Source organism: Kocuria atrinae C3-8 (assembly GCF_000286355.1).
GTDB lineage: Bacteria > Actinomycetota > Actinomycetes > Actinomycetales > Micrococcaceae > Kocuria > Kocuria atrinae_A.
Window position 1 is genome coordinate 13,292 of record NZ_AJXN01000028.1, and the last position, 12,403, is coordinate 25,694.

Genomic DNA, 12,403 nt, shown 5'->3' on the forward strand with positions numbered 1-12,403 from the left:
TCAGTCGCCGCAGTATTCCTGTTCCATCTCGTCACCGCGCTCGGCAGACGCCGTGACACCGGCGGCGATCACGTCGCGGAGGCCGCGGTCGTCAAAGGTGTTGGTGGCCTTTTCGGTGGTGCCGCCGGGGCTGGTGACGGCCTTGCGCAAGGCGGCGGGATCGGCGTCGTCGGGGCTGAGCAGCACGCCCGCGCCCGCGACCGTTTCCTTGGCCAGGACGCGAGCCACGTCGCTCGGGAGACCGAGCTTCTCGCCCGCCTGCTGCATGGCCTCGGCCAGGTAGAAGACGTAGGCGGGGCCGGAACCGGAGACACCGGTAACCGCGCGGACCAGGTGCTCCTCGACCTCGACCACGGTGGCCACCGAGGACAGCACTTCCTTGACGGCTTCCAACTGTTCCTTGGTCGTGTGCGTACCGGGAGTCACCGAGATGACGCCGCGGCCCACGCTCGAGGGAGTGTTGGGCATGGTGCGCACCACGGGCTGGCCCTCGGGGAGCGCCTTCTCGAGGGCATCGATGGTGATGCCCGCGGCCACGGAGGCGACCACGGTCTTGGGCTCCAGCGCGGGAGCGATCTCACGCGCGAGGTCCAGAATGGCGTAGGGCTTCACACCCAGCAGCACGACGTCCGCACCCTTGACGGCCTCGAGGTTGGCCTTCTCATTCTCTTCGCCGGACAGCACGGTGACACCAGTGTCCTCGCGCAGTTTTTCGGCAGAAGATGCGGACTTGGTGGTTGCGCGCACTCGCTCGGCGGGCGTGCCACCGGCCAGGACGCCGCGCAAGATGGATCCGTTCATGGATCCCGAACCGAGGAAAGACAGGACGAGCTCGCTCATGCGAAAGCTCCTTTCGATAACGAATCTGGGCTTGTCTTGACCGTATCGCGCCCTCGGAGGGTAATGAAAACGTCCGGTGAAACTGCTCCTGAGAGGCAGGTTTCGGGTTTGCCAGTGGATCTTCAGGCTCTACTCGGTTGGTTCCCCACCTGGGTTCTTATGCTGGTCACACCTCAATTGGTGCGAGTGAGTAACAGGGAACGGTCCCCTAGCCCGTTTCCTCCATGTGCCGACGAGCGAACGCCAAGGATTCGGACAACCAGGCGTCCCGCTCGTCGGCATTTTTGGATTTCCGGGTGGATACTTCGACACCCACCACGCCCTGCCAGCGAGTATCGCGCAGGTATTCCAGCGTCTGCGCCACCGGCTGGACGCCGTGCCCCGGTAGCAGGTGTTCGTCCGCCATGGTGGTTCCGGACCCATCGGTCAGGTGAATGTGGCCCAGGCGGGATCCGAGTTCCTTCACGGCCGCGAGTGAATCCATGTGCGCGGTGGCCGCGTGCGAGAAGTCCCATGTGACCCAGTCATAATCCTGGCCGAGCGGGCTGTAGTGGGGTGAATACACCACGGCCTTACGGCCGGCCACGCGCCACGGGTACATGTTCTCCACGGAGATCTTGATGCCGGTCATGCGCGAGACCTCACGCACGCCCTGCACAAAATTGCGGGCGTATTTCTTCTGCCATCTGAACGGCGGGTGGACCACCACGACCTCTGCGCCGACTTGTTCGGTGAGTTTCGCGGCCATCTGGATCTTGGTCCAGGCCTTGCCCCACACCTGTTGCGTGAACAGCAGCGTGGGCGCGTGGATGGTGGAGATGGGCACCTGGTATTCCTGGATGTGATCCAGGAGCTGGTGTGTCAGCTGGCTCATGCGTTCGTGGGTGACAAGCACTTCCACGCTGTCGTAGCCCAGGCGCCGAGCGGCGTCGAACGTTTCGGGAACGCCCTTGGGGTAGAGCGAACTGGTGGACAGCGCCACGTGCGGACGGTACAGACCCTCGGTTTGGGACATCACTTGGCCACCAAGTTCTTGGGGTTGACGGTGTGGATCGCTGCCCCGGTGGTCAACCGGTCCAGTCGGCGCAGAATGAGCCCTTCGCGCAGCGCCCACGGCGAGATGCGTAGGGTTCCGATGTCCAGCATATCCATCGCGGTTTCGGCCACGATAGCGCCCGCGAGCACCTGGGCCGCGCGGTGTTCGGAGACGCCCGGCAGCTCGGCACGCTCGGACACGGTCATCGCTTCCATGCGCCGGGTCCACAACCGCAGATCCTCGGCGTGCATGATGCGCGGAACGTAGGGCCCCTGGGCCGACGGCGCTGCGCCACAGATGCGCGCGAGAGACCGGAACGTCTTGGACGTTCCCACCGCAAGGTCCGGGCGACCGCCCTTCTCGATCTTCTCCACGGCGGGCTTCAGAGTGGCGCGCACGTGCCGGCGCAACTTCTTCACGTCTGCCGGGGAAGCGACGTCGCTCCCGCCCAAGAACGTGCGGTACATGCGCCCGGCACCCAACGGAACTGAGGTCGCGACGGTGGGCAGCGCGTTGGTACCCACGGCCATTTCGAACGATCCGCCACCGATGTCGAAATCCATGATCCGACCGGCGCCCCAACCGAACCAGCGGCGCACCGCGTAGAAGGTGATGGCCGATTCCTGGTCGCCGGAAATCTCCGTGAGGGTGACCCCGGATCGGGACTGGACGTGGTCCAGGACGTCGGCACCGTTGGCTGCCTCGCGGATGGCGGACGTGGCGAACGCCAGGAGGTCCTCGGCGTCGTGCTCGACAGCGAAATCCCGCGCCTCGATCACAAAGGACGTCAGCAGGTCACGACCGTGATCGGTGATCCGCCCCTCCTGGTCCTGGTGCTCCACCAGGCGCAAGGCCATCTTGTGGGACGCGTACGGTTCCGGTTTGGAACCGGGGTAAACGTCCAACAGGAGCAGGTGAACCGTGTTGGAGCCGACGTCCAAGACTGAGAGCCGCATGTCGTTCCTTCGCTGAGCCGCGGGCCGTGACCCGAGGTGGACTACTTCTTGGTGGTCGAAGCCTTGCGCGTGGTGGTGGCTTTGGCCTTGGTACCGGCCTTGGCCTTGCTCGCGGTCTTCGACTTAGTTGCAGTCTTGGTCGCCGACTTAGTGGTGCGGGCGCGCGAGGTGGTCTTCTTGGGAGCGGGACCCTTGGCGCGCTTCTCGGCCAGCAACTGGGACGCACGAGCATTGGTCATCTGCTCGATGCTCTCAGCTCGCGGAACCGTCACGTTGGTTTCGCCATCCGTGATGTACGGGCCGAAACGACCGTCCTTGATCACCATGTGCTTCTCGGTGATCGGATCCGCACCCAGGTCAGCCAGCGGCGGTTTGGCGGCTTGGCGTCCGCGCTGCTTGGGCTGGGAGTAGATGGTCTTGGCCTCGTCCAGGGTGATCGTGAAGATCTGGTCCTCGGAGCCGATCGAACGGGAGTCCGAGCCCTTCTTCAGATACGGACCGTAGCGGCCGTTCTGCACGGTGATGGTTTCACCGTCCGTGTCCTCGCCCAGTTCGCGCGGGAGCGACAGCAGCTTGAGGGCGTCGTCCAGGGTCACGTCCTGCAGTTTCATGGACGAGAACAAGGACGCCGTGCGGGGCTTGGGCTTCTCGACCTTCTTGGGCTTGGGCTTGCCGTTCTTGTAGTACTCCGTGGGGATAGCGTCGAGCTCTTCCTGGGTGGGCTCGGGGATCACCTCGGTCACGTACGGTCCGTAGCGGCCGTCCTTGGCGACGATCATGCGACCCGAGTCCGGGTTGGTACCCAGTTCGCGGCCGTCCGCCTTACCGATCTCCATGAGTTCCTGGGCCTTGGTGGCGTCCAGTTCGTCAGGAGCAAGGTCCAGGGGCACATTGGCGCGAACCGGGTCGGTGATCTCACCGGTCTCCGGATCGACCGTTCCGGCCACTTCCAGGTAGGGGCCGAACTTGCCGACGCGCAGCATGATCTCGTCCGTGATCGGAATCGAGTTCACCGCGCGGGCATCGATCTCGCCCAAATCTTCCACGATGGGCTTGAGACCGTGTTCGGCCTGACCATCGCCGAAATAGAAGCCGGTGAGCCACTTGACGCGCTCTTCCTCGCCCCGGGCGATGCGGTCCAGGTCATCTTCCAATTCGGCCGTGAAGTCGTAGTCCACGTAATCCGTGAAGTGATCTTCCAACAGGCGCACCACGGAGAAGGCGAGCCATGACGGGATCAACGCCGAGCCGCGCACCTGCACGTAACCGCGGTCCATGATGGTTGAGATCGTGGCCGCGTAGGTGGACGGACGGCCGATCCCCAGCTCGTCCAGTGTCTTCACCAGGGAAGCTTCGGTGTAACGAGCCGGCGGAGTGGTGGTGTGCCCGTCCGCAGTGACGTCCGTGGCGTCCAGGGCGTCGCCCTCGGCCATGACCGGAAGCCGCTTGTCCTCGTCCTTGGACTTGGTGGAAACACCCGAACTCGTCTCCGGGTTCTCGTCCTTGCCTTCCTCGTACGCGGCCAAGAAACCGCGGAAGGTGATGACCGTACCGGAAGCCGAGAACTCGGCGTCGGCGCCGGACAGTTCGCCCGCGGCCGAGGAAGCGAAGGCACCCAACCGAACCGTGGCGGTGGAGCCCTTGGCGTCCTGCATCTGCGAGGCCACGGTGCGCTTCCAGATCAGTTCGTAGAGCTTGAACTCGTCCACGGACAGCTGCGAGCGCACCTGCGACGGCGTGCGGAAGGAGTCACCGGCGGGGCGAACAGCCTCGTGAGCTTCCTGCGCGTTCTTGGACTTGGAGGAGTAGATGCGTGGCTTACCGGGGACGAAGTCCTCGCCGTAAAGCTCCTTGGCCTGCTTCCGTGCGGCGTTGATCGCCTGGTCGGACAGTGCCACGGAGTCCGTACGCATGTAGGTGATGTAACCGTTCTCGTACAGCCGCTGGGCCACGCGCATGGTGGTGCGGGAGGTGAAGCGCAGCTTGCGCGCCGCCTCCTGCTGCAGGGTGGACGTGGTGAACGGTGCCGCGGGGCGGCGGGTATAGGGCTTGGTCTCGAGCGAGCGGACCGTGAACTCGGCGTCCTGCAGGCCGGCGGCCAGCGCGGTGGCGGAGGTCTCGCCCAGGTGGACCAGAGCGCCGTCGCGAGCGGACTTGAGTTCGCCGCGATCCGAGAAATCCTTACCGGTGGCCACGCGCTGGGAGTTCAGCGAGGACAGGCGCGCGGTGAAGCCGCGGCCCGCGTCCTGCCCCTCAGGGCGTGCGAACGTGCCGGTGAGATCCCAGTAGTCCGCGGAAACGAACGCCATGCGCTCGCGTTCGCGCTGCACCACCAGGCGGGTAGCCACCGACTGCACGCGGCCCGCGGACAGGCCCGAGGACACCTTGCGCCACAGCACCGGGGAGATCTCGTAACCGTAGAGGCGGTCCAGGATGCGGCGGGTTTCCTGGGCGTCCACCAGGTCTTTGTCGAGCTCGCGCAGCTGACCGAAGGCACGCTCGATGGCTTCACGGGTGATTTCCGGGAACGTCAGACGGTAGACCGGAACCTTGGGCTTGAGCACCTGCAGCAGGTGCCATGCGATGGCCTCGCCTTCGCGATCCCCATCAGTGGCCAGGTAGAGGGCGTCGGCTTCTTTGAGCTTCCGCCGCAGCTCCGTGACCTTCTTCTTCTTGTCCGGATTGACCACGTAGTACGGGTCGAAACCGTGATCCACGTCCACCGCGAACTTGCCGTACGGACCCTTTTTCATGTCCGTGGGCAGCTCAGAAGGCTGCGGCAGGTCCCGGATATGACCCATCGAGGATTCGACCTCGTAGGCGTCACCGAGGTAACCCGCAATCGTTTTCACCTTGGAGGGTGACTCCACGATCAGCAGGCTCTTGCCGGTTTCAGCGTTCTTGGTGGCCTTGGTTGGCACGGTACTCCTCGTCATGACCCGTGGAATCGAGCGGGTCTGTTCCTTCCAATGGGGGCTGCACGAAATCCCCCGTGGTTACTCACCGTCTCACAAGAGAGGTTTTACCACTTGTTCAGGTGCTCAGGCCGGATCGTGATCCGGTTCCGTAGTCATGGTGAACTCACGGCCCGTGGCCGAGTCAACATCGATCACCACAAAGTGATACTTGTACGTGGGTGCCCAGGGCTTCAACGGAAGCTGCTCGGCGGCGTCACGCTCGGCCTGGGTTTCCAAGCGACGCGCACGGCCGTGGACCACCACGGACTGCACATGGTCACCGACCACACGGTCCACTTCGAACGCCACGTGATTGTTGACCACCAGGCTTGCAAGCTTGGTGCCCTGTGCAGTGCGGAAATACAGTTTACGGTCCTTCGCCACATAGTTGACTGGGAAAATGTCAACCATGCCCGCGGCTTGCACGGCCAGACGGCCGAACGGGAGCTCCCCCAGAAGCTCCCACACCGCGTTGGTGTCGAGGGGCAGAATCGGATTATAGGTTTCGCCAGTGCTCATGACTTCAGTCTTACACTTCCACCAACAGGCCGTGGGTGATGAGCGCCTGATTTCACGTAATAATTGCTCCGACGGCCCGTTTTCCCACCCGAGCAATGAGCCGAGAGCGGTCAGGATCTGACGCGCGGTGAGCTCGCCGTCGCACACGCCCACGAAGCCCGCAGCTTCACTGCTCAGCACCACGGTGCGCCGCAATCCTCCGCCTTGCCGCAGCAGGATCAGCGCCGGGTCCTCGGCCCCGGGGCGGCCGTGACGTTCCTCGGTGACGTCCTGAGCGACGTCGTAATGCTGGTCCTGCCACGCGTCATCGCCGACGACGCCGCTCGCGACCTCCCCGCGATACATCGCCTCCGCGCGAGGCCACTCCGCGGCCAGGGTGGCCGCGATGGGCTGCTGGATCGGGTGCTCGATGTGCTCAAAAATCCGCAGGATCTCGGTCACGGCGCGGGATTGCTCAGGGCGCTCGAGGCGGACCATGCCGAAGCCGACCCAGCCCACGTGACGCGAGGTGAAGTCCGCGAGATAGTCGCGGTAAGCGGCGTCGTAGGCTTCAAGATCTCGCTGCTGAGAGGCGTCCCGCAACCAGGTTTCCGCGTACTCGCACACGTCTTGGATCTCCCGCTGGATGACCCACGCGCCGGTGCCCGGAGCAATCCACTGCTCGACGCGCTCGGACCAGATCTTCTCCGGGTCGGCGTCCGGCGTGTCGGGGATTTCCCAGTTGGCCAGCAGATGGGCGGTGGCCCCCGGGGCCATCACGGTGGGCAGTGCGGTGATCAGTTCGGAGACGAGCCGGTCCCCCGCCTTACCGCCGTCGCGGTAGGTGAAACGGTCTTCATTTTTTTCGTTGGTGCGGCGCGGGGTGATCACGAACGGCGGATTGGAGACGACCAGGTCGAATTCCTGTCCAGCCACCGGTTCGAGCAGGCTGCCCTGAATAAGGGTGACGCGATCTTCGAGGTCGAACGGGTCCAGGTCCAGAGCCCGAGCGTTGAGCAGGAGGTTGAACCGGGTGGTCGCCAGTGCGCGACCCGAGAGGTCGGTGGCCGTGACATGGCGGGCGTGCGAGAGCAAGTGGAAGGTCTGGATGCCGCACCCTGTGCCTACATCCAGGGCGGTGCCCACCTCGCGCCGTTCGGTGGAACGCACCAGGGTCAAGGAAGCGCCGCCGATGCCCAGCACATGATCGCGGCGCAGCACACCGGGACGTTGGAAGGCACCCAGGTCGCTGACCACGTAGAGCTCGCCGGCTACGTCGGTCGAATAGGGGCGCAGGTCAACGGAGGCGCGCACCAGGTCGGTATCGACCGTGTCGTTACTAGCCCCGCCGTTGTTGCGGGAGTCTTTGTTGTAGGTGCCGTTGTTCGTGCTTTTGTCGGTGGGCCTGAGGTCGTCAGTCCAGCTGTCGTCGTTCTCCAGGAGGCCCAGACGAGCGAGACCCGCGGCACCCACGGTGGGCAGAGCGACGTCGACGTCCGCGGACGGAACGGCGTCACCCAAGAGGAAGAGCGCGATCACCGTGGCCAAGTGCGGTTGCGCGTGGCCCGTGTGTTCCAGGCAACGCGCGCCGGAACCGGCTGTTCCCGCAACCACGCGTCCATGGCGCGATCACCGAGTAGATCGGTGACTCCGTCCACGGTGAAATTGCTGGCCGTCAGGTCTCCGTGGAGATCCAGGACGAGCTGAGGGTCCTGCGAGCGCGGCGAATCGGCCACCGCGCTGAACGGCGCGGCAGCGGGCGAATCAGTCAATGCTCAGTGGCCCAGGCGGAACTTGCGGCCGGTGACGCGGGTGGGGGTGATCTCCACGAACTCGAGCTTCTCCGTCTCGAGCCAGGGGCGCAGCCCCAGCGATTCCACGTGCTCGATGTCCTCGGTTTCGGTCAGCATGCGTGCGGTACCGCGCACCACCACGGAGTGGGCTTCGGAACCGGTAGCGCGGTCGATCTCAATGGTCACGTTGGGGTTCAGCTGCAACTGGAGCACCTTGGTGCCCTTGGCCGAGCGGAAGTAGAGGCGCTCGCCGTCGGTCACGATGTTCAGCGGGGTGATGTCGATTTCATCACCGTCACGAGTGGCCAACCGGGCGAAACGGGCCTGCTTGAGCAGATCCCAGCTCTCCTGCTCGGACAGCTCCTGGATGGGCGGCTGCTTGGGCTCGTCCTGCTGATCGTGCGACTTGGCAATGTTCATGGGGTGTCCCTGCTCCGGAGTGCTCATATCCCCATAATTCCATGCGCGCCGCGTTCTCGGGGAGAGCATCGCCAAAAAGGTGCAGATCACGGCCGTATGACGAACCCGGAGCCCGCTGTGGAGGGTGAGTGGCACGGGTAGCGGTCGCGGCGGCGTCGTTGCTAGACGGGGATCGTTCCAAGGCGGGGCGTTCCCGCGTGACGTCGTCGGTGGCCGGAAGAAGCGAGGTGAGTAGCGCGGGCGGCTTATGCGTGTTGCCGCGTGCGGGAGAATGGGACGGTGAGTTCTTCCCAGGACATGGTCAATCTGCTCGGCCGCGGACCGCAGCCTGAGCAGGTTCGTCATGTCCGCGAACTACCCGCACGCGATGCCGAATATGCACCGTGGCCGGAATGGATTCACCCGACCGTCCGCCAGGCGTACGAGCGGCTGGGAATCCACCAACCTTCGCGCACCAGGTCGCGGCCATGACTGCGCCGCGGCACACGATCGTGGCCACCGGAACGGCCTCCGGAAAGTCGCTCGTGTATCAATCGCTGGTGCTCAACGCCGTTCATCGCGGGAAGCTGGCGATTGCTTCTCGGCCCGGGTTGTTGCACCACCCCGAAGAAGCCACCGCGCTGTACTTGTCGCCCACCAAAGCGCTCGCTGCGGATCAGTTGATGTCCCTGCGGTCGCTGGGTTTCGACGACGTTCGCGCGGCCACCTACGACGGCGACACCGATACCGGCGAGCGCCGCTGGATCCGCGAGCACGCGGACGTCATCCTGTGCAATCCGGACATGCTCCACCACGGCATCCTGCCTAATCACACGGGCTGGTCGCGCTTCTTCCGGCGGTTGCGGTACGTGATCATCGACGAGGCCCATTCATATCGGGGCGTGTTCGGTTCGCACGTGGCCGTGCTGATGAAGCGCCTCAAGCGGATTGCCGCTCATTACGGGGCGGATCCGATCTTTGTGGGGGCCTCCGCGACGAGTGCGTCGCCTCAGGAATCCTTCGCGCGGTTGATCGGCGCCTCTCCCGACGAGGTAACGGCCGTGGAGCGCGATACGTCTCCGCACGGATCGCGCACCGTGGTGCTGTGGGAACCGGAGCAATCGCCGGGAGGGTCCGACAACAACGCGCCGTCACGACGCACGGTCACTGCCGAATCCGCAGACATGCTCACCGACCTGGTGCTGCAACAGATCCGTACGATCGCGTTCATTCGCTCGCGCCGGGGTGCCGAGACGATTTCTCAGATCGCGCACCGGCAACTCGAAGAGGTTGACCCGTCGCTGGCGCACCGGGTCGCGGCGTATCGGGCGGGTTTCCTGCCCGAGGAACGGCGGGAGCTGGAACAGGCCCTGCGCGACGGTCGCCTATTGGGGGTTGCAAGTACGTCCGCCCTGGAGTTGGGTATCGACATCGCCGGGCTCGACGCCGTTCTGGTCGCCGGGTGGCCCGGCACTCGGGCCTCATTCACGCAACAGATCGGGCGTGCGGGGCGTGCCGGTCAGCATGCGCTGGCAGCCTTGATCGCCGGAGACGATCCGCTCGATACCTACCTGGTGAATCATCCCGAGGCGATTTTCGACGTGCCTGTGGAAGCCACGGTGTTCGAGGCCTCCAACCCGTATGTCTTGGCCCCGCACCTGTGCGCCGCGGCAGCCGAACTCCCCATCCGGGCCACGGAACTTGAGCAGTTCGGGCCCACCGCTCACGATGTGGTGCAGTCTTTGGAGGCCGCCGGCCACCTACGACGGCGCCCGAGCGGCTGGTTCTGGACGCGTTCCGAACGGCCCGCGGACATGGTGTCCATCCGTTCCGGGGACGGCGGGCCCGTGCAGATCATCGAATCCGAGACCGGCGCGGTGCTGGGAACCATGGGTGCTCCGCAATCCCACTACCAAGCACACCCCGGAGCGGTGTACGTGCATCAGGGCCGCACGTACCTGGTCGAGGATTTGGACGAGGAACTCAGCGTGGCCTCCGTGCGGCACGCGTTCCCGGATTTCTACACGGTCGCCCGCGACGTCACCGAGGTACGGGTACGTTCCGTGGCTGACACCGAACGCTGGGGTCCCATCACCATTCACCGCGGCAGCGTGGACGTGACAACCCAGGTGATCAGTTTCCAGCGCAAACTCACCGCCTCCAACGAAGTGGTAGGCGAGGAACCGTTGGAGCTGCCCCCGCGTCAATTGACCACCACTGCCACGTGGTTCACCGTGGACCAGCCTCAGTTGGCCGCCATGGGCATCGAGGAACCGGACATCCCCGGCTCGCTGCACGCGGCCGAACACGCCATGATCGGGCTGCTTCCGCTACTGGCATCGTGTGACCGGTGGGATGTGGGTGGGCTGTCAACCGCATTGCACGCGGACACCGAATTGCCCACCATCTTCGTGCACGACGGCCACCCCGGCGGAGCTGGCTTCGCCGAGCGCGGTTACGACATGTTTCACCGCTGGATCACGGCCACCCGGGACGCCATTGCCGCGTGCGAGTGCGAAACCGGCTGCCCCTCCTGTGTGCAATCCCCCAAGTGCGGAAACCGCAACAATCCGCTGGATAAGGCCGGTGCGCTCAAGCTGTTGAACGGGTTGCTGCGGTTCGCTCCGGCTGCCACATCAACGGAATGAGAGCTAAGCAGCCACCGAGGGAGTACGGATAACTCACCTCACCGATATCGAACTGCATCACGGCTCCCCCGGCGGCGGTCCGGCCCGCGATATTCCAACGGCCGGACCAAGCGGCTCCAGCGGACCGAACAGGGCGATGCTCGTGCGGACATCCACGGTGGTTTGTTCCGGAGTGACCAGGTCGCAGTGATCCATGACCGCGCCGTTCTCTTGAGCCACGGCCCGGGCCACATCGCAAGGCACCCCGCTCGCTAAGCCCCGAGCCGTGTCGGCTGCAGCGAGCGCGGCGAGGTCTGCGGCTTTCGCCGCCCGGTGCATCGAGATGCCCGCCTGCCCGAGCAACAGGATCACGATCAACAGCGCGCACATGAGCACGGCGATGGTCATCCCGTGAACGGTTCCTGACCCTTCATCGGGATGGTTCCCCCTCTTGGGACTCCCACCATCGGATGTCTGGGGCTCTCGATGCAGGCCGGACCTGACGACATGACGAGAGTCCGCTGGCAGGATGCTACGGGCCCACATCTGCGTTCCTCGCTCCCTCGGTCACAGCCATGGCATCAGCTTGAAGTGTCCAGCTACTCCACTGGCCCAAGATTCCTGGAGCTGGTCCACTGACCGTCACGTTGACCCGGTCAGAGTCGGCGGTAACGGTCACCGTGGAATCATCGCCTGCGATCTCTCGTGCTCGTTCTTGGGCGATGGCCACGGTTTCCCCTCGAGCAGCGGCCCTGGCAGACGCTCGAGCAGCTTCCTCAAAACGGACCAGGGTCATTCCGGCTGCCGCGGCGGCCAGCATGACGGCGAGCAACAGCACCAGAGCGGGCATGATGACCGCGGTTTCCACGGTGACGGCACCCCTGTCGCGGGGTTCTTTGGATTCTCCGCCTGGCACTGAGCCAGGAGCGAAAAATGCGGTCGAGGATTGATGTGTTCTCACGTCGGTACCTTTCCGAGAACTCAGGTGGGTCCGTTGGGCGCGCCTCGCTGTCGAGGCGCGCCCAACGGTGTTGCCCCCATCGGATTACACCGACAGGGCCTTTTGGATGATGCCGAGCAGCAGACCCGATACGGAGTCTGAGGACAGCACAGCGGCCATGACTCCGCCGAAGGCAGCGGCCGCAAGAACGATCACGGCGTACTCCGCAGTGGACGCTCCGAGATCGGGGTGGTCCGAACTCAAGGCGAGCTCGGTGCTGGACGGCTCCAGAACGGCGTCGGGCTCGATGGCCTGCGGTACTGAAGTGGCGGTGGTGACGGTGGTGTGGGACATGGT

General features: G+C 64.8%; 10 protein-coding genes and 1 pseudogene. 1 reads left to right on the forward strand and 10 read right to left on the reverse strand.

Going from position 1 to position 12,403, the window contains the following annotated elements; all coding sequences use genetic code 11:
• The 7 genes from proC to YO9_RS0103785 form a co-directional block, all read right to left on the reverse strand.
• Nucleotides 1–840, reverse strand: coding sequence for a pyrroline-5-carboxylate reductase (proC, locus tag YO9_RS0103755; RefSeq protein ID WP_016996300.1), 840 nt, complete (start codon nucleotides 838–840; stop codon nucleotides 1–3).
• Between the two features lie 208 nt (nucleotides 841–1,048).
• Nucleotides 1,049–1,855, reverse strand: coding sequence for a sugar phosphate isomerase/epimerase family protein (locus YO9_RS0103760; protein WP_016996301.1), 807 nt, complete (start codon nucleotides 1,853–1,855; stop codon nucleotides 1,049–1,051).
• The gene (locus YO9_RS0103765; RefSeq protein ID WP_016996302.1) at nucleotides 1,855–2,832 is read right to left on the reverse strand and encodes a Ppx/GppA family phosphatase; all 978 of its coding nucleotides are present in this window, start codon (nucleotides 2,830–2,832) and stop codon (nucleotides 1,855–1,857) included. Before YO9_RS0103765 ends, YO9_RS0103760 begins: the two co-directional genes overlap by 1 nt.
• A gap of 41 nt (nucleotides 2,833–2,873) precedes the next feature.
• Nucleotides 2,874–5,753 carry a type I DNA topoisomerase gene (gene topA / locus YO9_RS0103770; RefSeq protein WP_016996303.1) on the reverse strand — a complete coding sequence of 960 codons (2,880 nt, stop codon included), beginning with the start codon at nucleotides 5,751–5,753 and terminating at the stop codon, nucleotides 2,874–2,876.
• 120 nt (nucleotides 5,754–5,873) lie between these two features.
• On the reverse strand, nucleotides 5,874–7,901 hold the full coding sequence (locus tag YO9_RS16655) for a pyridoxamine 5'-phosphate oxidase family protein (protein ID WP_223286055.1): 2,028 nt from the start codon (nucleotides 7,899–7,901) through the stop codon (nucleotides 5,874–5,876).
• Entirely contained in the window at nucleotides 7,823–8,059 is a 237-nt protein-coding gene (locus YO9_RS0103780; protein WP_031272626.1) for a DUF7059 domain-containing protein, read from the reverse strand. Before YO9_RS0103780 ends, YO9_RS16655 begins: the two co-directional genes overlap by 79 nt.
• Nucleotides 8,060–8,062: 3 nt before the next feature.
• Nucleotides 8,063–8,527, reverse strand: coding sequence for a pyridoxamine 5'-phosphate oxidase family protein (locus YO9_RS0103785; RefSeq protein WP_016996304.1), 465 nt, complete (start codon nucleotides 8,525–8,527; stop codon nucleotides 8,063–8,065).
• Between the two features lie 252 nt (nucleotides 8,528–8,779).
• On the opposite strand from YO9_RS0103785, the pseudogene YO9_RS0103790 reads away from it, so the two are divergent.
• Nucleotides 8,780–11,127, forward strand: a pseudogene (locus tag YO9_RS0103790) (DEAD/DEAH box helicase).
• Between the two features lie 57 nt (nucleotides 11,128–11,184).
• Here the strand turns inward: YO9_RS0103790 and YO9_RS0103795 are convergent.
• The 3 genes from YO9_RS0103795 to YO9_RS0103805 all read right to left on the reverse strand — a co-directional run bounded on the left by YO9_RS0103795 (nucleotide 11,185) and on the right by YO9_RS0103805 (nucleotide 12,400).
• On the reverse strand, nucleotides 11,185–11,598 hold the full coding sequence (locus tag YO9_RS0103795) for an Rv3654c family TadE-like protein (protein ID WP_223286063.1): 414 nt from the start codon (nucleotides 11,596–11,598) through the stop codon (nucleotides 11,185–11,187).
• 40 nt (nucleotides 11,599–11,638) lie between these two features.
• Nucleotides 11,639–11,974, reverse strand: a complete 336-nt coding sequence (locus tag YO9_RS0103800) for a TadE family type IV pilus minor pilin (protein ID WP_223286056.1) — start codon at nucleotides 11,972–11,974, stop codon at nucleotides 11,639–11,641.
• Nucleotides 11,975–12,151: 177 nt separating this feature from the next.
• Complete coding sequence (locus tag YO9_RS0103805; RefSeq protein WP_223286057.1) at nucleotides 12,152–12,400, reverse strand: DUF4244 domain-containing protein; 249 nt, start codon at nucleotides 12,398–12,400, stop codon at nucleotides 12,152–12,154.
• Nucleotides 12,401–12,403: the final 3 nt, after the last annotated feature.

What these genes read in the sequence shown, in the direction of transcription:
- proC (WP_016996300.1), bottom strand. Translation starts at nt 840, where the DNA reads ATGAGCGAGCTCGTCCTGTCTTTCCTCGGTTCGGGATCCATGAACGGA.
- YO9_RS0103760 (WP_016996301.1), bottom strand. Translation starts at nt 1,855, where the DNA reads ATGTCCCAAACCGAGGGTCTGTACCGTCCGCACGTGGCGCTGTCCACC.
- YO9_RS0103765 (WP_016996302.1), bottom strand. Translation starts at nt 2,832, where the DNA reads ATGCGGCTCTCAGTCTTGGACGTCGGCTCCAACACGGTTCACCTGCTC.
- YO9_RS0103785 (WP_016996304.1), bottom strand. Translation starts at nt 8,527, where the DNA reads ATGAGCACTCCGGAGCAGGGACACCCCATGAACATTGCCAAGTCGCAC.
- YO9_RS0103805 (WP_223286057.1), bottom strand. Translation starts at nt 12,400, where the DNA reads ATGTCCCACACCACCGTCACCACCGCCACTTCAGTACCGCAGGCCATC.